Annotated in this window: 18 protein-coding genes; 5 read left to right on the plus strand and 13 right to left on the minus strand. The window is 58.9% G+C overall.

Going from position 1 to position 22,072, the window contains the following annotated elements; translation table 11 throughout:
• Nucleotides 1-265: 265 nt before the first annotated feature.
• The 9 genes from aceA to ASG55_RS18200 form a co-directional block, all read right to left on the minus strand.
• The gene (aceA, locus tag ASG55_RS18160; protein WP_016775277.1) at nt 266-1,591 is read right to left on the minus strand and encodes an isocitrate lyase; all 1,326 of its coding nucleotides are present in this window, start codon (nt 1,589-1,591) and stop codon (nt 266-268) included.
• A 474-nt stretch (nt 1,592-2,065) separates the two neighbouring features.
• Complete coding sequence (locus ASG55_RS18165) at nt 2,066-2,827, minus strand: secretin N-terminal domain-containing protein (RefSeq protein ID WP_056788890.1); 762 nt, start codon at nt 2,825-2,827, stop codon at nt 2,066-2,068.
• Nucleotides 2,828-3,114: 287 nt separating this feature from the next.
• The gene (locus tag ASG55_RS18170; RefSeq protein WP_016775275.1) at nt 3,115-3,540 is read right to left on the minus strand and encodes a GNAT family N-acetyltransferase; all 426 of its coding nucleotides are present in this window, start codon (nt 3,538-3,540) and stop codon (nt 3,115-3,117) included.
• Nucleotides 3,533-4,702, minus strand: coding sequence for a ribosomal protein uL16 3-hydroxylase (locus ASG55_RS18175; protein WP_016775274.1), 1,170 nt, complete (start codon nt 4,700-4,702; stop codon nt 3,533-3,535). The genes ASG55_RS18170 and ASG55_RS18175 overlap by 8 nt, the downstream gene beginning before the upstream one ends.
• An 86-nt stretch (nt 4,703-4,788) precedes the next feature.
• Nucleotides 4,789-6,159 carry an adenylosuccinate lyase gene (purB, locus tag ASG55_RS18180; protein WP_003223822.1) on the minus strand — a complete coding sequence of 457 codons (1,371 nt, stop codon included), beginning with the start codon at nt 6,157-6,159 and terminating at the stop codon, nt 4,789-4,791.
• Nucleotides 6,160-6,285: 126 nt separating this feature from the next.
• Nucleotides 6,286-6,909, minus strand: a complete 624-nt coding sequence (hflD, locus tag ASG55_RS18185; protein WP_039763308.1) for a high frequency lysogenization protein HflD — start codon at nt 6,907-6,909, stop codon at nt 6,286-6,288.
• Nucleotides 6,906-8,030 (minus strand): tRNA 2-thiouridine(34) synthase MnmA, encoded by a 1,125-nt coding sequence (mnmA, locus tag ASG55_RS18190; protein WP_041477077.1) that lies wholly within the window; start codon nt 8,028-8,030, stop codon nt 6,906-6,908. The genes hflD and mnmA overlap by 4 nt, the downstream gene beginning before the upstream one ends.
• A 59-nt stretch (nt 8,031-8,089) precedes the next feature.
• The gene (locus ASG55_RS18195) at nt 8,090-8,536 is read right to left on the minus strand and encodes an NUDIX hydrolase (RefSeq protein WP_041477075.1); all 447 of its coding nucleotides are present in this window, start codon (nt 8,534-8,536) and stop codon (nt 8,090-8,092) included.
• Between the two features lie 189 nt (nt 8,537-8,725).
• On the minus strand, nt 8,726-10,951 hold the full coding sequence (locus ASG55_RS18200; RefSeq protein WP_056788894.1) for an NADP-dependent isocitrate dehydrogenase: 2,226 nt from the start codon (nt 10,949-10,951) through the stop codon (nt 8,726-8,728).
• Nucleotides 10,952-11,432: 481 nt separating this feature from the next.
• Between ASG55_RS18200 and icd the strand changes: the two genes are divergently transcribed.
• Nucleotides 11,433-12,689, plus strand: coding sequence for an NADP-dependent isocitrate dehydrogenase (gene icd / locus ASG55_RS18205; RefSeq protein ID WP_056788899.1), 1,257 nt, complete (start codon nt 11,433-11,435; stop codon nt 12,687-12,689).
• 77 nt (nt 12,690-12,766) lie between these two features.
• Here the strand turns inward: icd and ASG55_RS18210 are convergent, their stop codons facing one another.
• Nucleotides 12,767-13,048, minus strand: coding sequence for a cold shock domain-containing protein (locus ASG55_RS18210; protein ID WP_041477073.1), 282 nt, complete (start codon nt 13,046-13,048; stop codon nt 12,767-12,769).
• Nucleotides 13,049-13,272: 224 nt separating this feature from the next.
• On the opposite strand from ASG55_RS18210, the gene clpS reads away from it, so the two are divergent.
• Both clpS and clpA read left to right on the plus strand, forming a co-directional pair.
• Entirely contained in the window at nt 13,273-13,656 is a 384-nt protein-coding gene (clpS, locus tag ASG55_RS18215; protein WP_011334948.1) for an ATP-dependent Clp protease adapter ClpS, read from the plus strand.
• A gap of 30 nt (nt 13,657-13,686) precedes the next feature.
• Nucleotides 13,687-15,957: an ATP-dependent Clp protease ATP-binding subunit ClpA gene (gene clpA / locus ASG55_RS18220; RefSeq protein ID WP_016775266.1), complete on the plus strand. Its 2,271-nt coding sequence runs from the start codon at nt 13,687-13,689 to the stop codon at nt 15,955-15,957.
• A 629-nt stretch (nt 15,958-16,586) separates the two neighbouring features.
• Here the strand turns inward: clpA and infA are convergent.
• From infA to aat, 3 genes are all read right to left on the minus strand, one after another.
• On the minus strand, nt 16,587-16,805 hold the full coding sequence (gene infA, locus ASG55_RS18225; RefSeq protein ID WP_002553999.1) for a translation initiation factor IF-1: 219 nt from the start codon (nt 16,803-16,805) through the stop codon (nt 16,587-16,589).
• A 112-nt stretch (nt 16,806-16,917) separates the two neighbouring features.
• Nucleotides 16,918-17,625: an arginyltransferase gene (locus tag ASG55_RS18230; RefSeq protein WP_041477071.1), complete on the minus strand. Its 708-nt coding sequence runs from the start codon at nt 17,623-17,625 to the stop codon at nt 16,918-16,920.
• 58 nt (nt 17,626-17,683) lie between these two features.
• Nucleotides 17,684-18,364, minus strand: coding sequence for a leucyl/phenylalanyl-tRNA--protein transferase (aat, locus tag ASG55_RS18235; protein ID WP_056788902.1), 681 nt, complete (start codon nt 18,362-18,364; stop codon nt 17,684-17,686).
• Nucleotides 18,365-18,885: 521 nt separating this feature from the next.
• On the opposite strand from aat, the gene ftsK reads away from it, so the two are divergent.
• A complete protein-coding gene (gene ftsK / locus ASG55_RS18240) occupies nt 18,886-21,294 on the plus strand; it encodes a DNA translocase FtsK (protein WP_041477069.1) in 2,409 nt (802 codons plus the stop codon).
• A 67-nt stretch (nt 21,295-21,361) separates the two neighbouring features.
• Nucleotides 21,362-21,982, plus strand: a complete 621-nt coding sequence (gene lolA, locus ASG55_RS18245; protein ID WP_056788905.1) for an outer membrane lipoprotein chaperone LolA — start codon at nt 21,362-21,364, stop codon at nt 21,980-21,982.
• Nucleotides 21,983-22,072 lie beyond the last annotated feature (90 nt).

The following is a 22,072-nucleotide window of genomic DNA, read 5'->3' on the forward strand; positions in this document are numbered from 1 at the left end:
TAGCGCTTCAGATCAATGTTCCATCTCTCGGCTGACGGTAGCCCTGTGGGAGCGAGCCTGCTCGCGAAAGCGGTGGATCAGCCTCCAGATGTGCAAGCTGACTTATCGCCTTCGCGAGCAGGCTCGCTCCCACAGGGGATTTGTAGTGTCTTTGAGATTCCAACAGGCAAAAAAACGCCCCGATCCAGTCGGGGCGTCAGTCATGCGGCTTTGCGGTTAGCTTTTTATTCGATCCGCAAAGGCCGTTTGCTCAGGTGAGGCCGAATCAGTGGAACTGTTCTTCTTCGGTCGAACCGGTCAGCGCGGTCACCGAGGACGAGCCGCCCTGGATCACGGTGGTCATGTCGTCGAAGTAGCCAGTGCCCACTTCCTGCTGGTGCGCAACGAAGGTGTAACCCTTGGCAGCGTCAGCGAATTCCTGCTCTTGCAGCTTCACGTAGGCGGTCATGTCGTTGCGGGCGTAGTCGTGCGCCAGGTTAAACATGCTGTGCCACATGTTGTGAATGCCGGCCAGGGTGATGAACTGGTGCTTGTAGCCCATGGCGGACAGTTCGCGCTGGAACTTGGCGATGGTCGCGTCGTCCAGGTTCTTCTTCCAGTTGAAGGAAGGCGAGCAGTTGTACGACAGCAGCTGGTCCGGGTATTCCTTTTTGATCGCTTCAGCGAAGCGACGGGCTTCTTCCAGATCCGGCTTGGCGGTTTCGCACCAGATCAGGTCGGCGTACGGTGCGTAAGCCAGGCCACGGGCGATCGCTTGATCCAGGCCGGCACGTACCTTGTAGAAACCTTCCTGAGTACGCTCGCCGGTCACGAATGGCTGATCGTACGGGTCGCAGTCGGAAGTCAACAGGTCAGCCGCGTTGGCGTCGGTGCGGGCCAGAATGATGGTCGGCGTGCCGGCAACGTCAGCGGCCAGACGGGCAGCGGTCAGCTTCTGCACGGCTTCCTGGGTTGGCACCAGAACCTTGCCGCCCATGTGGCCGCACTTCTTCACCGAAGCCAGTTGGTCTTCGAAGTGAACGCCGGCGGCGCCTGCTTCGATCATGCTTTTCATCAGCTCGTAGGCGTTGAGTACACCGCCGAAACCGGCTTCAGCGTCGGCCACGATTGGTGCGAAGTAGTCGATGTAGCCGTCATCGCCCGGGTTCTTGCCGGCTTTCCACTGGATCTGGTCAGCACGACGGAACGAGTTGTTGATGCGCTTGACCACGGTTGGCACCGAGTCAACCGGGTACAGCGACTGATCCGGGTACATCGATTCGGCGGAGTTGTTGTCCGCAGCCACCTGCCAGCCGGACAGGTAGATCGCCTGGATACCGGCCTTGACCTGCTGAACAGCCTGGCCGCCGGTCAGGGCGCCCATGCAGTTGACGAAATCTTTCTCTGGACGGAAGGACGGCTTGGCACCCTGGGTAACCAGGTTCCACAGCTTCTCGGCGCCCATCTTCGCGAAGGTGTGCTCAGGCTGAACCGAGCCACGCAGGCGGACCACGTCAGCAGCGGAGTAAGTGCGAGTCACGCCTTTCCAGCGCGGGTTCTCGGCCCAGTCTTTTTCGAGGGCTGCAATTTGCTGTTCGCGTGTCAGTGCCATGGAGATAAACCTCGTCGCGTCTTTTATGAAAAGTTGTTCTGCGGTGGAAAATTCCTGCGCTCGCTGACCAGAAGCTTAGGTGGTCAAGTCGGATTCGGCGGGGTAGGCGACGGGATGAACGATGGGCTCGAGGGGAAGTGAGCAGGTAGTGGCGCGGTGCGGGCGCATTCCGGCGTCGTGGGCCTTTATACGGTCTGCAGCGTGAAGCCGGGTTACCTAAATACGCTTCCGTCCCTCGGGACAACTTCGTTCCAGTCGGCAACCTCGTCAAACACACCTTGTGGGCGGTACAGACACGAAACGGCTCGCGGGGTAGGTGCGAGCGGCGCTTCGAAGGCCCTTGCCAGGGCCTCTGATTAGCGGGAGCGAGGCCATCATGCCTTCGCTTTTTGGCCTCGTCAAACGTTTTGTAGTGCTTTTTTTAAGGCACTACATCTTTCGTCTAATACGACTAATCAGTCAGTTTTCGGTGCTTTAGTCCAGTGTGTCGACTTTCACCCGCAAGGTCATGTCATCCCGGCCTTGAGTCGAGTAGCTGCGGGTCAGCCCCTGTTTGTCGGCCTGAGTCTGGCTGTTGACGCCCGCCAGGGTGATCCATTCGCCGAGGCGTCCGGTGACGGTTGTGTCGGTGCTTTGCACGTTCACTACATCGGGACGTTCCTGGCTCATGCGGTCACGGTTGGTACTGATCGCCAGATGAACGGTCTCGCCGGTGACGCTGGCGGTGACGTAGAAACCCTGGGTGACGTTGCGGTATTGGGTCTCGCTGCTGTAACCGCCGTAGGAGTCGCTCTGGGTGTTGGTGATCGGCACGCTCTGGCCAACCTGAATCAGCGCCGGAGTGCCTTCACTGGTCTGCACTTGCTGAACGCCGCCATTGCGGCTGGTGGTGCTGCGGCTGATGATCCGGGTCTGGTTCGGCTGGGCGCCGTTGACCGCATAACCTTCGTCGCCACGGCCATTGTTTTCGTTGGTGTCGACGGTGATCAGTAAGCGCTTCGGTGCGGTATCGAGTTGCGCCAGCAGATCTTTCAGTTCCTGTATCTTGCCCGGCTCGGCTTTGACGATCAGCTGATTGCCGTAAGCGCTGACCTGACCGTCCTGGCCGATGAAATCCTGCGCCACTGGCAACATGTCAGCGCTGGTGTGGTATTTGAGGGGGACGATTTCTGTGGCTGCCAGCACCGAAAAACTGCAGCCGAGCAGCAGGGTGGTGAGCAGGGTGCGTAGGGACATGTCCGTTATCTCCGCGTTCGAAAGGCTTGATATTGCCAGTTTGTCGGCCCGGGGTGGGGCAAGTTGAATCGTAGACAGCAAAACGCCCCGGCATCCGAAAATGGCGGGGCGTTTTGTGGTGTGCTGGCGGCCATTGTGGCGAGGGGATTTATCCCCGCTCGGCTGCACAGCAGTCGCCGACCCAGCGCGCTCGATTTAACTGACTCACCGAGTTTTCTGGATTTGGGGCTGCTTCGCAGCCCAGCGGGGATAAATCCCCTCGCCACAGGGATCTAGAGGTCTCGGAATCAGGCCGAATGCCGAACCATGTCGACATGCGGAATGCCGGCCTCGAGAAACTCCTCGCTGACCAGGCTGAAGCCCAAGCGCTCATAGAACGCCGTGGCTTGCACCTGAGCGCTGAGCTTCTGTTGCTTCAAGCCGCGCGCTTCGGCTTCGGCGATGACCGCTTGCATCAACGCGTCACCGACCTTCATTCCGCGCCAGTCTTTGAGTACCGAAACCCGACCGATATGCCCATCGGGCAGCAGTCGCGCCGTGCCGATCGGGAAGTCGCCTTCGAACGCCAGAAAATGCACGGCGGTCGCGTCATCGGCGTCCCACTCAAGCTCGGGTGGCACCGATTGTTCGGCGATGAACACCGTTTCACGAATGCGCCGGATCTCGGCGATATCCTTCTGCCAGTCTGCGACACGAACGCGAATTTTATTCATCGGCGAACCCCAGGCTTCCTTGCTTGACCAGTTCGCAGAGCAGGCTGCGGCCGTCTTCATCGCTCAGCCATTCGCCGAGGTTGTCGGCGTGCAGGGCGTCAGCGGCGCAGATCAGCTTCAACAGTTCGCGCAGCTTGCCCGGCAGGTAACGGCTCTGGCCGCTGGCGAACAGCAGCAGATCGTCGTCGACTTCCGACCAGGCCAGGCGCGCACTCGGGTTGCGGATCAGCACAGCGCCGTCCTGCAGGGCGGCGAGGAAGTCTTCTTCTTCGACGTCTTCCGGGCCGACCACCAGTTCCGGGTAGCGCGGCTCGGTCATGTACTGGCCGAACCAGGTCAGCAGCAGGCGCTCATCGCTCATGTGTTCGGCGAGCAGGCTTTTCAGACGATCCAGCGCATCGTGTTGAATCTGGTGCGGATCGACCGCCGGCTTGGCGTCGGCATCGGTGTAGCGCTCTTCGTCGGTCAGGAACTGGCTGAGGAAGTCGGTGAAGTGGGTCAGCACTTCAGCAGCGCTCGGCGCACGGAAGCCGACCGAGTAGGTCATGCAGTTGTCGACTGCGACGCCGCAATGGGCCAGACGCGGCGGCAGGTAGAGCATGTCGCCTGGCTCCAGCACCCATTCTTCGGTCTCGTGGAATTCAGCGAGGATGCGCAGGTCAGCGTGCTGCAGGAGCGGGCTCTCGGAATCGCACATCTGGCCGATTTTCCAGTTGCGCTTGCCATGGCCCTGCAGCAGGAACACATCGTAGTTGTCGAAATGCGGGCCGACGCTGCCACCCGGTGCGGCAAAGCTGATCATCACGTCATCGACGCGCCAGCTCGGCAGGAAGCGGAAGTTTTCCAGCAGTTCGCTGACTTCCGGCACGAACTGATCAACCGCTTGCACCAGCAGTGTCCACTCTTTTTCTGGCAATTTGCTGAACTCGTCTTCGGCGAACGGGCCGCGACGCAGTTCCCATGGACGCTCGCCATGTTCGATCACCAGGCGCGATTCGACTTCTTCTTCCAGGGCCAGGCCGGCCAGTTCGTCGGCGTCGATCGGGCTTTCGAAGTCAGGAATCGCCTGACGAATCAGCAGCGGTTTTTTCTGCCAGTAGTCACGCAGGAATTCGCGTGCTGTGAGGCCGCCCAGAAGTTGAAGAGGAATATCGGAATTCATATGTAACCTATTGAAAAAAAGCACTTTTCAGACGGGAATAAAAACGCCCGGCGCGGCCGGGCGTCTCAAACGGAGCAAACGGTCGATCAGATGCGTTTGGCTTGTGCCACTGCGTTGCCGATGTAGTTGGCCGGCGTCAGTTGCTTGAGCTCGGCTTTGGCTTCGGCTGGCATGTCCAGGCCATCGATGAAAGTCTGCAACGCTTCAGGGCTGATGCCCTTGCCGCGGGTCAGTTCTTTCAGCTTTTCGTACGGGTTTTCGATGTTGTAGCGACGCATCACGGTCTGGATCGGCTCAGCCAATACTTCCCAGCAAGCATCGAGGTCAGCGGCAATCTTCTGCTCGTTGAGCTCGAGTTTGCTGATGCCTTTGAGGCTGGCTTCGTAAGCGATCACGCTGTGGGCGAAGCCGACACCGAGGTTGCGCAGGACGGTGGAGTCGGTCAGGTCGCGCTGCCAGCGGGAGATCGGCAGCTTGCTCGCCAGGTGCTGGAACAATGCGTTGGCGATACCCAGGTTGCCTTCGGAGTTTTCGAAGTCGATCGGGTTGACCTTGTGCGGCATGGTCGACGAACCGATTTCACCAGCGATGGTGCGCTGCTTGAAATAACCCAAGGAGATATAGCCCCAGATGTCGCGGTCGAAGTCGATCAGGATGGTGTTGAAGCGTGCGATAGCGTCGAACAGCTCGGCGATGTAGTCGTGCGGTTCGATCTGCGTGGTGTACGGGTTGAAGCCCAGGCCCAGCTCGTCTTCGATGAAGGCGCGGGCGTTGGCTTCCCAGTCGATCTGCGGGTAGGCCGAGAGGTGTGCGTTGTAGTTGCCGACAGCGCCGTTGATCTTGCCCAGCAGCGGCACGGCAGCGACTTGAGCGATCTGACGCTCGAGACGGTAAACCACGTTGGCCAGTTCTTTACCCAGAGTAGTCGGCGAAGCCGGCTGGCCGTGGGTGCGCGACAGCATCGGCACGTCGGCGAAACGGATCGCCAGTTCGCGGATGGCGTTGGCGGTCTGGCGCATCAGCGGCAGCATCACGTCGTCACGACCTTCGCGCAGCATCAGGGCGTGGGACAGGTTGTTGATGTCTTCGCTGGTGCAGGCAAAGTGGATGAATTCGCTGACCTTGGCCAGCTCCGGCAGCTTGGCCGCCTGCTCTTTGAGCAGGTATTCGATCGCTTTGACGTCGTGGTTGGTGGTGCGCTCGATCTCTTTGACGCGCTCGGCGTGCTCCAGCGAGAAGTTTTCAGCCAGTTCATTGAGAACGGCGTTGGCCTCGGCGGAGAAGGCTGGCACTTCAGGGATGCCAGCATGGGCGGCCAGGCGCTGAAGCCAGCGCACTTCAACCAGAACGCGGGCACGGATCAGGCCGTACTCGCTGAAAATCGGGCGCAGGGCCTGGGTTTTGCCGGCGTAGCGGCCGTCAACAGGGGAAACCGCAGTGAGCGAAGAGAGCTGCATGGGGTGTTCTCGGACAGTCGGGCAACGAAATGGGGCGCGTATCATACATGAAAAAATCCGCCGGTCCGTCGCCAACTGACCGGCGTATTACGCGTTACAGACTACAAAGCCTTCGTGACGCGGCGTTTACTCGCTGCGCATCAACGGATAAAGCTCTTTAAGCAACTTGCGGCGGCTGATCACCAACTGCCAGCGATGACCACCGAGCTGACGCCACAGGCGCGCCGAGCGGATACCGGCGAGGAGCAGGGCGCGGATCTTCGAGGCATTGCTCGGCTGTTGCAGGTTGCGCATGTCGCCGTGCACCTGAATGCGCTGGCGCAGAGTGCTCAAAGTGTCCTGGTACAACGCACCGCAAGCGGCCACGACGTTTTCGTGGGCCGGGCCAAAATGCTCCACCTGCGACTGGATCTGCGGCAGGCGTTTGGCAATCGTCTCAAGCATGTCGTCACGCTTGGCCAGTTGCCGCTCCAGACCGAGCATCGACAGCGCGTAGCGCAACGGCTCGCGCTGCAAGGTGCTCGGATCGCGCTCAAGGGCGCCAATCAGCGCGCGATAACCCTCGCGCAGATTGATGTCGTCGCCGCCGTAGACGTCCAGCGTATCTTTTGGGTCGCGGACCAGCAGGCTGCCGAGCATGCAACTCAGGCCGGCCTCGTTGGTCTGGCCGGTCTTGGCGATGCGATCGACCAGCACGGCGGCGAGAAACACGCCGCCCAGCGCCGTCAGTTGCTCCTGAGTCGGGCTCATGCCTGGCCGCTCCACGGCTCGGCCACTTCGATCACGCCGCCACCCAAGCAGATTTCACCGTCATAGAACACCACCGATTGGCCCGGCGTCACCGCGCGTTGCGGTTCGTCGAACACGGCGCGATAACCGCTGGCGGTTTTTTCCAGGGTGCAGGCCTGATCGCTCTGGCGATAGCGCACTTTCGCCGTCAGGCGCAGCGGCTGGCTCAGGTCGATCGGGTTGACCCAGTAAATTTCCGAAGCGAGCAGGGCGCTGGAGAACAGCCACGGATGGTTGTTGCCTTGGCCGACGATCAGCTCGTTGCTCTGCAGATCCTTGCGCAGCACGTACCACGGCTCGTCACCGGCATCCTTCAAGCCGCCGATGCCGAGGCCCTGACGCTGGCCGATGGTGTGGTACATCAAGCCGTGGTGACGGCCGATGACTTCGCCTTCGGTGGTCTTGATCTCGCCCGGTTGTGCCGGCAGGTATTGCTTGAGGAAATCGCTGAAACGGCGCTCGCCGATGAAGCAGATTCCGGTGGAATCCTTCTTTTTGGCGGTGGCCAGTTCGTATTTCTCGGCAATCGCGCGCACTTCAGGCTTTTCCAGTTCGCCGACCGGGAACAGGGTCTTGGCGATCTGTTCGCCGCCGACGGCGTGCAGGAAATAGCTCTGATCCTTGTTCGGATCGAGGCCTTTGAGCAGTTCGGTGCGACCATCGATATCACGGCGGCGCACGTAGTGGCCGGTGGCGATCAGGTCGGCGCCGAGCATCATCGCGTAGTCGAGGAACGCTTTGAACTTGATCTCGCGGTTGCACAGGATGTCCGGGTTCGGCGTGCGCCCGGCCTTGTATTCGGCGAGGAAGTGCTCGAACACGTTGTCCCAGTACTCGGCGGCGAAGTTGGCGGTGTGCAGCTTGATGCCGATCTTGTCGCAGACAGCCTGAGCATCCGCCAGGTCGTCCATGGCGGTGCAGTATTCCGTTCCGTCGTCTTCTTCCCAGTTCTTCATGAACAGGCCTTCCACTTCATAACCCTGCTCGATCAGCAGAAGGGCAGAAACGGAAGAGTCCACGCCGCCGGACATGCCGACAATGACGCGCTTCTTGGATGTGTCAGAAGGGGCTGGATCACGCATAGGGATTCAATGAGTGTCTTGGAAAAGGGCGCGATTCTATCAGGCTCGCGGCCGCAAGGCTAAAGAGAAGGGCGGATCAGTTCGAGGCTGAAGTGATGACCGGCCAGATAATCGTCGATGCAACGGATGATCAGTTCACTGCGCCAGTTATCGCGCTGGGCGATTAATTCGTCGCGGGTCAGCCACTTGGCGCCGACGATGCCGTCGTCAAGCCGGTAATCCGGGTGATGCTGCACGGCTTTGGCGCTGAAGCATATGCGCTGGTAAGTCACGCCGTTGCTCGGTGCGGTGTACAGATAAATGCCGATCACGCCTGTCGGTTCGACGTCCCAGCCGGTTTCTTCGAGGGTTTCGCGAATGGCCGCATCGATCAGGGTTTCATCCGGATCGAGATGGCCGGCGGGCTGGTTGAGCACATTACGCCCACCTTTGTGCTCTTCGACCATCAGGAAGCGACCGTTGTCCTCGACGATGGTGGCGACGGTGATGTGGGGGAGCCATTCCATAAGATTTCCTCGACGGTAGCGCGGTCAACTGTGGGAGCGAGCCTGCTCGCGAAAGCGGTGGGTCAGTCAACGAAGGTGCTGAATGATAAACCGCATTCGCGAGCAGGCTCGCTCCCACAAGGGATTTATGTTGTCAGTAGAAACACAAACCCCGGCACTCGGCCGGGGTTTGTTTACCGCATTACAACCTTAAACCAGCGCAGCAATCGCCGCGTTGAAGGTTGCGCTTGGACGCATGGCCTTGCTGATCAGCTCGGCGTCGGCGTGGTAGTAACCGCCGATGTCGACTGGCTTGCCCTGAACGGCGTTGAGCTCGGCAACGATGGTTGCCTCGTTCTCGGTCAGGGTTTTGGCCAGAGTCGCGAACTGCGCTTGCAGTGCAGCGTCTTCGGTCTGGGCAGCCAGGGCCTGAGCCCAGTACATCGCCAGGTAGAAGTGGCTGCCGCGGTTGTCGATGTTGCCGACCTTGCGCGATGGCGACTTGTTGTTGTCGAGGAACTGGCCGGTGGCCTGGTCCAGGGTTTTCGACAGCACCAGTGCTTTCGGGTTGTTGTAGTTCACGCCCAGGTGCTCAAGGGAAGCGGCGAGGGCAAGGAACTCACCCAGCGAATCCCAGCGCAGGAAGTTTTCTTCAACCAGTTGCTGCACGTGCTTCGGAGCCGAACCGCCGGCGCCGGTTTCGAACAGACCACCGCCGTTCATCAGCGGCACGATCGACAGCATCTTGGCGCTGGTGCCCAGTTCCATGATCGGGAACAGGTCGGTCAGGTAGTCGCGCAGTACGTTGCCGGTCACCGAAATGGTGTCCTTGCCTTCGCGGGTGCGCTGCAGGGTGTACTTCATCGCGTCGACCGGCGCCATGATCTGGATGTCCAGACCGCTGGTGTCGTGGTCCTTCAGGTAGGCCTGAACCTTCTCGATCACCACGCCATCGTGAGCGCGCATCGGGTCGAGCCAGAAGATCGCCGGCGTGCTGCTCGCGCGAGCACGGTTGACGGCCAGTTTGACCCAGTCCTGGATCGGCGCGTCTTTGGTCTGGCACATGCGGAAGATGTCGCCGGCTTCGACAGCCTGTTCCATCAGCAGCTTGCCCTTGCTGTCGGTGACGCGAACAACGCCGTCAGCCTTGATCTGGAAAGTCTTGTCGTGGGAGCCGTACTCTTCGGCTTTCTTCGCCATCAGACCGACGTTCGGCACGCTGCCCATGGTGGTCGGGTCGAAAGCGCCGTTGGCTTTGCAGTCTTCGATCACAGCCTGGTAGATGGTCGCGTAGCAACGATCCGGGATCACAGCCTTGGTGTCGTGCAGCTGACCGTCGGTGCCCCACATCTTGCCGGAGTCACGGATCATCGCTGGCATCGAGGCGTCAACGATGACGTCGCTCGGCACGTGCAGGTTGGTGATGCCTTTGTCGGAGTTGACCATCGCCAGCGAAGGACGAACGGCGTAGACCGCTGCGATATCGGCTTCGATCTGCGCTTGCTGCTCGGCCGGTAGGGCCTTGATGCGCGCGTACAGATCGCCGATGCCGTTGTTCAGATTGAAGCCGATCTGGTTCAGCACGTCAGCGTGCTTGGTCAGTGCGTCTTTATAGAACTCGGCAACGATCTGGCCGAACATGATCGGGTCCGAGACCTTCATCATGGTCGCTTTCAGGTGAACCGAGAGCAGTACGCCCTGGGCCTTGGCGTTTTCGATCTCGGCAGCGATGAACGCACGCAGGGCGTTTTTGCTCATCACGGCGCAGTCGAGGATCTCGCCAGCCTGAACGGTGGTCTTTTCTTTCAGAACGGTAGCGGCACCGTCCTTGGCGATCAGTTCGATCTTCACGGCGTCAGCGGCGTCGATCAGGACAGCTTTTTCGCTGCCGTAGAAATCGCCGGTGCTCATGTGAGCGACGTGGGACTTGGAGTCTTTGGCCCAGGCGCCCATTTTGTGCGGGTGCTTGCGCGCATAGTTCTTCACCGACAGCGGAGCGCGGCGGTCGGAGTTGCCTTCACGCAGAACCGGGTTCACGGCGCTGCCCTTGACCTTGTCGTAACGCGCCTTGGCGTCTTTGTCGGCGTCGCTGGTCACGGTTTCCGGGTAGTCCGGCAGGTTGTAGCCCTGCGCCTGCAGCTCTTTGATCGCGGCTTGCAGCTGTGGCACCGAAGCACTGATGTTCGGCAGCTTGATGATGTTGGCTTCAGGCGTAACGGCCAGGTCGCCCAGTTCGGCGAGGTGGTCGGCTACGGCTTTGTCGCCCAGTTGCTCGGGGAAGCTTGCCAGGATGCGCGCTGCAAGAGAGATATCGCGGGTTTCCACGGCGATATCGGCCGAGGCGGTGTAAGCCTCGATGATCGGCAGCAGGGAATAGGTGGCGAGGGCAGGAGCTTCGTCGGTGAAGGTATAGATGATCTTCGAGCGGGTGGGCATATTCGGATTAACTCTCTCTTCTTTGCTAAAGCGTGCGCAGAAACTCGAGGGGCGCCGGGTAAGCGCGTTCGTTCAAAGTCATCCATGAACCGAATGTCGAGATTCTTCGCGGTGATGTTGGGTGCATCAGTAGAGCGTCAAGCAGTCAGGCTGCGGTAACAACCCGACCAATCAGTCGGAAAGTCTCGTGCTAGAGAGGCCAACCGTCGTGACCCTGTGGTCAGCGGGCGGCATTATACATAGGTAGCTGGCAATCTGCCGATGGTTCATATGCAACGATTCTCGTCCATTGGTCTAAAGGTCGCAGGGCGCGACCGGGCAAAGACTCGTTACGAATGCTGGAGTTTGGCGCTTTTCCCTTTGCTTTCAGGCTTGTAGGAAACGAGATGTGCGCGGCGCAGGAACATAGGGTTTGCGTGTTGATTCAACTGGGTTACGCTCGAAGCAAGCCAGGTGTTCAATCCAAACAATGGAGTTCAGCATGGGTTACAAGAAGATTCAGGTTCCAGCCGTCGGCGACAAAATCACCGTCAATGCAGACCATTCTCTCAATGTTCCTGATAACCCGATCATCCCCTTCATCGAAGGTGACGGTATTGGTGTCGACATCAGTCCGGTGATGATCAAGGTTGTCGATGCTGCTGTTGAAAAGGCCTACGGCGGCAAGCGCAAGATTTCCTGGATGGAAGTCTACGCCGGCGAAAAGGCCACTCAGGTTTATGACCAGGACACCTGGCTGCCGCAGGAAACCCTCGACGCGGTCAAGGATTACGTGGTTTCGATCAAAGGCCCGCTGACCACTCCGGTCGGTGGCGGCATCCGCTCGCTGAACGTGGCCCTGCGTCAGCAGCTCGACCTGTACGTCTGCCTGCGTCCGGTGCGCTGGTTCGAAGGCGTGCCAAGCCCGGTGAAAAAGCCCGGCGATGTCGACATGACCATCTTCCGCGAGAACTCCGAAGACATTTACGCCGGTATCGAATGGAAGGCCGGTTCGCCGGAAGCCACCAAGGTCATCAAATTCCTTAAAGAAGAAATGGGCGTCACCAAGATCCGTTTCGACGAAAACTGCGGCATCGGCGTCAAGCCGGTCTCCCGCGAAGGCACCAGGCGTCTGGCGCGCAAGGCTCTGCAATACGTGGTCGACAATGATCGCGACTCGCTGACCATCGTGCACAAAGGCAACATCATGAAGTTCACCGAAGGTGCCTTCAAGGAATGGGCCTACGAAGTGGCGGCCGAAGAATTCGGTGCGACGCTGCTCGATGGCGGTCCGTGGATGCAGTTCAAGAACCCGAAAACCGGCAAGAACGTTGTGGTCAAGGACGCCATCGCCGACGCCATGCTCCAGCAGATCCTGCTGCGCCCGGCCGAATACGATGTCATCGCTACGCTTAACCTCAACGGTGACTACCTGTCTGACGCGCTGGCGGCGGAAGTGGGCGGTATCGGTATCGCGCCGGGTGCCAACCTGTCCGACACCGTAGCGATGTTCGAGGCGACCCACGGTACCGCACCGAAATATGCCGGCAAGGACCAGGTCAACCCGGGCTCGCTGATTCTCTCGGCCGAGATGATGTTGCGTCATATGGGCTGGACTGAAGCGGCGGACCTGATCATCAAGGGCACCAACGGTGCGATCGGCGCGAAGACTGTTACTTATGATTTCGAGCGTTTGATGGATGGCGCGAAGCTGGTTTCGTCCTCCGGGTTCGGAGATGCGCTGATTTCGCATATGTAAAAGTTGCAGGAACGCAAAAACCGCCTGGCTCGATGGGTTGAGTCAGGCGGTTTTTTATGACCGAATGTTTTGAGGCTTCAACTGGTTGCCGTTTGTTTTTCCGTGGCAATCGAGCTCGACGCCGAAGCGACTTCGACCGAAGTTATCTTCACGGCATGCAAGCCTTTAGGGCCTTGAACGATCTCGAAGTTCACCGCCTGACCCGCTTTCAGGGTCTTGTACCCATCCATTTCAATGGCCGAGTAGTGGGCAAAGAAATCAATGTCCTTGCCATCCTCATCGCGACCTTCCCGGGCGTCGGTATTGATAAAGCCGAATCCCTTGGCATTGTTGAACCATTTCACCTTGCCGACAGCCATGCTCAAATCCCTCTGCAACAGACTCCATCGCTGGAGTATCATCCACGACATCCGCAATCGAATTCGATAAAAGAATTGACTCCGCGGATCTTTTTTACCCACTGTGGGCTCTATTGGTTGTAACACCGTTTTCCCGATAGTCAAGGTGACCGGGCAGTCGTAGTTGAAAACGTGTGCAACCGCCCCCACCACTGTATTCGCACAACTGACGAACCTTTTTTTCCATGCATGCAATCAGCCAGATTCGACTAACATTCAATCAGGATCGCCCGCTTCTCCAAAAGGATCTTCCACAGGAGCACGACGACGATTCGGCAGGCGTTGCTGTTCAGGAAGCAAAGCCCGCGTTACAGGCGCCGCCGATGTACAAGGTGGTTTTGTTCAACGATGACTACACACCGATGGATTTCGTCGTCGAAGTGCTCGAGGTGTTTTTTAACCTGAATCGCGAGCTGGCGACCAAGGTCATGCTGGCCGTCCACACAGAAGGACGGGCAGTATGTGGAGTGTTTACCCGCGACATCGCCGAGACAAAGGCCATGCAGGTCAACCAGTACGCCAGGGAAAGCCAGCATCCGCTACTCTGTGAAATCGAGAAGGACGGTTAATCGCCGACCACTTGGGTATGAGGTGAAGCTATGTTAAACCGCGAGCTCGAAGTCACCCTCAATCTTGCCTTCAAGGAGGCTCGTTCGAAGCGTCATGAGTTCATGACCGTCGAACATCTCCTGCTGGCCCTATTGGATAATGAGGCTGCCGCCACCGTTTTGCGTGCCTGCGGCGCAAACCTCGACAAACTCAAGCATGATTTGCAGGAGTTCATCGACTCCACCACGCCATTGATCCCCGTCCATGACGAGGATCGCGAAACCCAGCCAACCCTGGGCTTCCAGCGTGTCCTGCAGCGTGCTGTTTTTCACGTACAGAGCTCGGGCAAGCGCGAAGTGACCGGCGCCAACGTGCTGGTCGCCATCTTCAGTGAGCAAGAGAGTCAGGCCGTGTTCCTGCTGAAACAGCAGAGCGTGGCGCGCATCGATGTCGTCAACTACATCGCCCACGGCATTTCGAAAGTACCGGGGCACGGCGATCACTCTGAAGGTGAACAAGATATGCAGGACGACGAGGGCGGTGAGTCTTCTTCTTCAGGCAATCCTCTGGATGCTTATGCCAGCAACCTCAACGAACTCGCGCGCCAGGGTCGCATTGATCCGTTGGTTGGTCGTGAGTCGGAAGTCGAGCGTGTCGCGCAGATTCTTGCGCGCCGGCGCAAGAACAATCCGCTGCTGGTGGGTGAGGCAGGCGTGGGTAAGACCGCGATTGCCGAAGGCCTGGCCAAGCGCATCGTCGACAATCAGGTGCCGGATCTGCTGGCCAATGCGGTTGTTTATTCGCTCGACCTCGGCGCTCTGCTTGCGGGTACCAAGTATCGCGGTGATTTCGAGAAGCGCTTCAAGGCGCTGCTCAATGAGCTGAAGAAACGTCCGCAGGCGATCCTGTTCATCGACGAGATCCACACCATCATCGGTGCGGGCGCAGCGTCCGGTGGCGTGATGGATGCATCCAATCTGCTCAAGCCGCTGCTGTCGTCTGGCGACATTCGCTGCATCGGTTCGACCACGTTCCAGGAATTTCGCGGCATCTTCGAGAAGGACCGTGCCTTGGCGCGTCGCTTCCAGAAGGTCGATGTCGTCGAGCCGTCGGTGGAAGACACCATCGGTATCCTGCGTGGCCTGAAAGGGCGTTTCGAGCAGCATCACAATATCGAATACAGCGATGAGTCGTTGCGTGCCGCTGCCGAACTGGCGTCGCGCTACATCAATGACCGGCACATGCCGGACAAGGCCATCGACGTGATCGACGAGGCGGGCGCCTACCAGCGTCTGCAACCGGTGGAGATGCGCGTCAAGCGTATCGAAGTGCCGCAGGTCGAGGACATCGTCGCGAAAATCGCGCGGATTCCGCCGAAGCATGTCACCAGTTCCGACAAAGAGCTGCTGCGTAATCTGGAGCGTGACCTGAAGCTGACGGTGTTTGGTCAGGACGCGGCGATCGATTCGCTGTCGACTGCGATCAAGCTGTCCCGTGCCGGGCTCAAATCGCCGGACAAGCCGGTCGGTTCGTTCCTGTTTGCCGGGCCTACCGGTGTCGGTAAAACCGAGGCCGCGCGACAGCTGGCCAAGGCGCTGGGGATCGAGTTGGTGCGTTTCGACATGTCCGAGTACATGGAGCGTCACACCGTATCGCGTCTGATCGGTGCGCCTCCTGGCTATGTCGGTTTCGATCAGGGCGGTCTGCTGACCGAAGCGATCACCAAGCAGCCACATTGCGTATTGCTGCTCGATGAAATCGAGAAGGCGCATCCGGAAGTCTTCAACCTGTTGTTGCAGGTCATGGATCACGGCACGCTGACCGACAACAACGGGCGCAAGGCGGACTTCCGCAATGTGATCGTGATCATGACCACCAACGCCGGTGCCGAGACGGCAGCGCGGGCTTCGATCGGTTTCACCCATCAGGACCACTCGTCCGATGCGATGGAAGTGATCAAGAAGAGCTTCACGCCGGAATTCCGTAACCGTCTGGACACCATTATCCAGTTTGGTCGCCTCAGCCATGAGGTCATCAAAAGTGTGGTGGACAAGTTCCTCACCGAGCTTCAGGCGCAGTTGGAAGACAAGCGTGTGTTGCTTGAGGTTACTGATGCGGCACGCAGCTGGCTGGCGGCGGGTGGTTATGACTCGGCGATGGGCGCACGTCCGATGGCGCGTCTGATCCAGGACAAGATCAAGCGTCCGCTGGCGGAGGAGATTCTGTTTGGCGAGCTGGCCGAGCATGGCGGTGTGGTGCACATCGACATCAAGGATGGGGAGTTGACGTTCGACTTCGAAACCACGGCTGAGATGGCCTGACGGTCGTATATCAAGAGGGCGCCTTCGGGCGCCTTTTTGTTGCTCGTTGTTTGATAGTTTTGGGTGTATATCCGTTGCTGCGGTTACGGCTGCTTAGGGTTTCGCCCTTACGGCGACTCACTTTTTTTACAAACGCCTAAAAAAAGTAAGCAAAAAAACGCTTGCTCCTGCGTTCGGCCCTCGCAGGCTCTTCGCTGCACCTCCTTCCGCTGTGTCTGGCTGCGCCAGACGGTCGCTGCGCTCCCACCCCCGGATCAATCCCTCCACTCAGCCTTCCGACGTCGCCGGTGAATCAAGATCAAAAGCGGTACTCGAGCTAAAGCTCATTGTGTAGGAGCTGCCGGAGGCTGCGATCTTTTGCCTTTGCCTTTGCCTTTGCCTTTGCCTTTGCCTTTGCTTTTCTGTGGGAGCGAGCCTGCTCGCGAAGGCGGCCTGCAGGTCAACCCGTTTCTATCGAATTCACGCGATCCAACCGGAGCTGCCGAAGGCTGCGATCTTTTGATCTGCTTGCTGTAGAGCGAAACCGCCAGCGGCAACACCCGCAGCAACGATTAAGTCCCCAGCCTCCAAACCTCAAAACGCAGACACAAAAACGCCCGGCATAACCCGGGCGTTCTGTATTGACTTGATTAACGAGCGCGGTAAGTGATCCGCCCTTTGCTCAAGTCATAGGGCGTCAGCTCGACGCGCACTTTGTCACCGGTAAGAATACGAATGTAGTTCTTGCGCATCTTGCCGGAAATATGCGCGGTTACGACGTGCCCATTTTCCAACTCCACACGAAACATGGTGTTGGGCAGGGTGTCGACGACAGTGCCTTCCATTTCGAAGCTGTCTTCTTTCGACATGCAGTAAAGCCCTCGGTATCCAATGAATGGCCCGGTGCAACTGCGCCAGGCAAAAGCGGCGTGCATTGTGCCCGAAAAATGGTGTTTACGCCAAGGGGTTTAGGCCGCGGGTTCAGTTCAGGATGACCCAGCGCTGATTGATCAGCAATTCGATGGGCCGATATTGCGTCTTGTAGTTCATCTTTTTGCAGTTCTTGATCCAGTAACCCAGGTACACGGCCTCAAGGCCCAGACGCTGGCTCTCGGCGATTTGCCAGAGGATTGCGTAACGGCCGAGGCTGCGGCGTTCTTCGTTCGGTTCGTAGAAGGTGTACACCGCTGACAAACCGTTGGGCAGCAGATCGGTCACCGCCACCGCAAGCAACCGTCCGTCTAGTCGAAACTCGTAGAAGCGCGAGAAGGGCAGGTCACGCACCAGGAACGTCGAGAACTGATCGCGGCTTGGCGGGTACATGTCGCCGTCGGCATGGCGCTGTTCTATGTAGCGCTGGTACAGGTCGAAATATTCTTCGCTGAAGTGCGGTTTGACCGGCTGCACCTGCAAATCCGCGTTGCGTTTGTAGATGCGCTTTTGCTGGCGATTGGTGATGAATTGTGCGGAGGGAATGCGCGCAGGCACGCACGCATTGCAATTCTGGCAATGCGGCCGGTACAAATGATCGCCGCTGCGACGAAAGCCCATTTCCGACAGGTCTGCGTAGACATGCACATCCATGGGCTGACTCGGGTCGAGAAACAGCGTCGTGGCCTGCTCCTCGGGCAGATAACTGCAAGAGTGGGGCTGAGTGGCATAAAACTTCAAACGCGCCAACTCGGTCATGAATCAACCCTCGGGATAAGCTGGTGGATTAAGTGTAAGCCACCTGCGCAAAAGTCGCTCAGCAAACCCAGGTCGCTGAATTCGGTTGATCGAGATGGCGCCGCAGATAGTCGGCGAATTCGCCGCGCGGAATCGACCGCGCACCGAGGCTGTGCAGGTGATCGGTCGGCATCTGGCAGTCGATCAGCACAAATCCGGCGGCTTTCAAATGCTGGACCAGCGTGGCAAAGCCATATTTGGACGCGTTGTCAGCGCGGCTGAACATCGACTCGCCAAAAAACAGTTGACCCATCGCCAAGCCGTACAGGCCGCCGACCAGCTCTCCCTCGTCCCAGACCTCAACCGAATGAGCGAAACCGCGCCGATGCAATTCTACGTAAGCATCCTGCATGGCCTCGGTGATCCAGGTGCCGTCGGCGTAGTCACGCGGGGCAGCGCAGGCGCGGATGACGGCGTCGAAATCCTGATCGAAGGTCACTTGATAGCGTTGCTTGCGCAGCAGCTTGCCGAGACTGCGCGAGACGTGCAGTTCGTCGGGAAACAGCACGGTGCGAGGGTCTGGCGACCACCAGAGAATGGGTTGGCCTTCGGAGAACCAGGGAAAGCAGCCATGGCGATAGGCCTGGATCAGTCGATCGGCGGAAAGATCGCCGCCGGCAGCGAGCAATCCGTTCGGCTCGCGCATGGCTTTTTCCAGTGGCGGAAAGGTCAGGGAGTTACGTTGTAACCAAGTCAGCATGGCATCCAGGCTTGCAGAAGGGGAGGGCGGTCAGGGGCGTGCAGGCCCCGCGAAAGAGTTTGCCGCGAAACGGCGCCGCTGTCCTGCACAGTTGTCTGCTGCAGAGAGCATTGAGCTGCAACTTGATGTGTCGCCCGTGGTCGTAAGCGTCGCCGTGTCGATGCTGTCGAGCATTCCTGTGAGCCTGATCCGGCCAGGTTCGCTACGTTCATCAAATACAGCTCATAAGCCTTTGTCACAAAAGACAATGCATGCTCCAATTGCAACGCAATGCATGTACGTTTGGCTATGCTCAAGGCTGGGGTCTGAAACATGGCATCGGACGCACAAACCCGTACAATGCCGGGTTGTGACAGGCTATACGCTGCGCACAGTGTTTATGGCTGTGTTTATAAAACCAGTGGCACAGTGTTAAAAGTAGTCCCAGTTGAGCTTTTCACCTTTTTTACCTGCCTGGATTGGGCAGTTTTTTATCGTCATTCAATAGATGGACGCGCCTCGGGCGCAGGAAAAGAAGCGTTTTGAAGAAGACCACCGAAGCACCCAAAACAGTCGTTCCGCTCTGGCGCCAGCAACTGCACTACCGGCTCAAGGAAGGTGCATTGATCGCCATTGGCGCTTTGTGCCTGTTCCTGATGATGGCTTTGCTGACCTACGGCAAGGACGACCCGGGCTGGAGCCATAACAGCAAGATCGACGATGTGCAGAACTTCGGCGGCCCGGCCGGCTCGTACAGCGCCGATATCCTGTTCATGGTGCTCGGTTACTTCGCCTATATCTTTCCGTTGCTGCTGGCGGTCAAGGCGTACCAGATCTTCCGTCAACGCCACGAACCATGGCAGTGGAGCGGCTGGCTGTTTTCCTGGCGTCTGATCGGCCTGGTATTCCTCGTGCTCTCCGGTGCTGCGCTGGCGCACATTCATTTCCATGCCGCGACCGGTCTGCCGGCCGGTGCTGGCGGTGCCCTGGGCGAAAGCCTTGGCGATCTGGCGAAGAATGCGCTGAACATCCAGGGCAGCACGCTGTTGTTCATCGCTCTGTTCCTGTTCGGCCTGACCGTATTCACCGACCTGTCGTGGTTCAAGGTGATGGACGTCACCGGCAAGATCACCCTCGATCTGTTCGAGCTGTTCCAGGGCGCGCTCAACCGCTGGTGGTCGGCGCGCACTGAACGCAAGCAACTGGTTGCGCAACTGCGTGAGGTTGATGACCGCGTCCACGATGTGGTCGCACCGACTGTCACCGACAAACGCGAACAGGCCAAGGTCAAGGAACGCCTGATCGAGCGTGAGCAAGCGTTGAGCAAGCACATGTCCGACCGCGAGAAGCAGGTGCCACCGGTGATCGCGCCGGCACCAGCCAAGGCGCCGGAGCCGAGCAAGCGCGTGCAGAAAGAGAAGCAGGCGCCGTTGTTCGTCGACAGCGCGGTCGAAGGCACCTTGCCGCCGATCTCCATTCTTGATCCTGCGGAAAAGAAACAGCTCAACTATTCGCCTGAGTCCCTGGCAGCGGTCGGCCACTTGCTGGAAATCAAGCTCAAGGAATTCGGCGTCGAAGTCACCGTTGATTCGATCCATCCGGGTCCAGTGATTACCCGATACGAAATCCAGCCTGCCGCCGGGGTAAAAGTCAGCCGCATCGCCAACCTGGCCAAAGACCTGGCGCGTTCGCTGGCGGTGACCAGTGTGCGGGTGGTCGAGGTGATTCCGGGCAAGACCACTGTGGGTATCGAGATTCCCAACGAAGACCGCCAGATCGTGCGTTTCTCCGAGGTGCTGTCGACCCCCGAGTACGACAACTTCAAATCGCCGGTCACCCTGGCGCTCGGTCATGACATCGGCGGCAAGCCGGTCATCACCGACCTGGCGAAGATGCCGCACTTGCTGGTGGCCGGTACCACCGGTTCCGGTAAGTCCGTGGGCGTGAACGCGATGATCCTGTCGATCCTGTTCAAGTCCGGCCCGGACGATGCCAAGCTGATCATGATCGACCCGAAGATGCTTGAGCTGTCGATCTACGAAGGCATTCCGCACCTGCTTTGCCCGGTAGTGACCGACATGAAGGACGCCGCCAACGCCTTGCGCTGGAGCGTTGCCGAGATGGAGCGTCGCTACAAGCTGATGGCGAAAATGGGCGTGCGTAACCTGTCCGGCTTCAACGCCAAGGTCAAGGAAGCCCAGGATGCCGGCGAGCCGTTGAGCGATCCGCTGTACAAGCGCGAAAGCATTCACGACGAAGCGCCGCTGCTGCAGAAACTGCCGACCATCGTCGTAGTGGTGGACGAATTCGCCGACATGATGATGATCGTCGGCAAGAAGGTTGAAGAACTGATCGCGCGTATTGCGCAAAAGGCGCGTGCGGCGGGGATTCACTTGATTCTTGCCACCCAGCGCCCGTCGGTGGACGTGATCACTGGTCTGATCAAAGCCAACATCCCGACACGTATGGCGTTTCAGGTATCGAGCAAGATCGATTCGCGAACCATCATCGACCAGGGTGGTGCCGAGCAACTGCTCGGTCACGGTGACATGCTCTACATGCCGCCCGGCACCAGTTTGCCGATCCGGGTTCACGGCGCGTTCGTCTCCGACGATGAGGTTCACCGCGTGGTCGAGGCCTGGAAATTGCGCGGTGCGCCTGAGTACAACGACGACATTCTCAACGGTGTCGAAGAGGCGGGCAGCGGCTTTGAAGGCAGCAGCGGTGGTGGCGACGGTGATGATCCGGAAGCCGACGCGCTGTATGACGAAGCGGTGCAGTTCGTCCTCGAAAGTCGTCGTGCGTCGATTTCCGCTGTGCAGCGCAAGCTGAAGATCGGCTACAACCGCGCCGCGCGTATGATCGAGGCGATGGAAATGGCCGGCGTCGTTACCTCAATGAACACCAACGGTTCGCGTGAAGTCCTGGCCCCGGGCCCGGTACGCGACTGAAACGCAACGACTCGAGTGGCGCAATGACGCGCCACTCGCTCTCCCACGAGTATTCAAGAGGACTCTCATGCGCCTTATCCGCATGCTGTTGCCAGTACTGGCGCTGACCACACTCACGGCCCACGCCGATGAAAAGGACGTGGCGCGTCTGACCCAATTGCTCGAAACATCGAAAACCCTGTCGGCAAACTTTTCGCAGTTGACCCTCGATGGCAGCGGCACCCAGTTGCAGGAAACCACCGGCAACATGACCCTGCAGCGTCCGGGCCTGTTCTACTGGCACACCAATGCGCCGGCCGAGCAGACCATGGTCTCCGATGGCAAGAAAGTCACCCTGTGGGACCCGGATCTGGAGCAGGCAACCATCAAGAAGCTCGATGAGCGTCTGACCCAGACGCCGGCCTTGCTGTTGTCCGGCGATGTCTCGAAGATCAGCCAGAGCTTCGATATCAGCGCAAAAGAGGCGGGCGGCGTGATCGACTTCACTCTCAAGCCGAAAACCAAAGACACTCTCTTCGACAACCTGCGCCTGTCGTTCCGCAACGGCCTGCTCAATGACATGCAACTGATTGACAGCGTCGGCCAGCGCACGAATATCCTGTTTACCGGGGTCAAGGCCAACGAAGCGGTGCCAGCGTCCAAATTCAAATTCGACATTCCCAAGGGTGCCGACGTTATCCAGGAATAAACACCGGCCCTTTGTGTCAGGGCCTTTGTGGTGAGGGCCTGCTATTGAGGGGGTATTGTGGCGAGGGGATTTATCCCCGTCCGGCTGCGC

It is taken from the genome of Pseudomonas sp. Leaf434, assembly GCF_001425545.1.
GTDB classification, from domain to species: domain Bacteria; phylum Pseudomonadota; class Gammaproteobacteria; order Pseudomonadales; family Pseudomonadaceae; genus Aquipseudomonas; species Aquipseudomonas siliginis.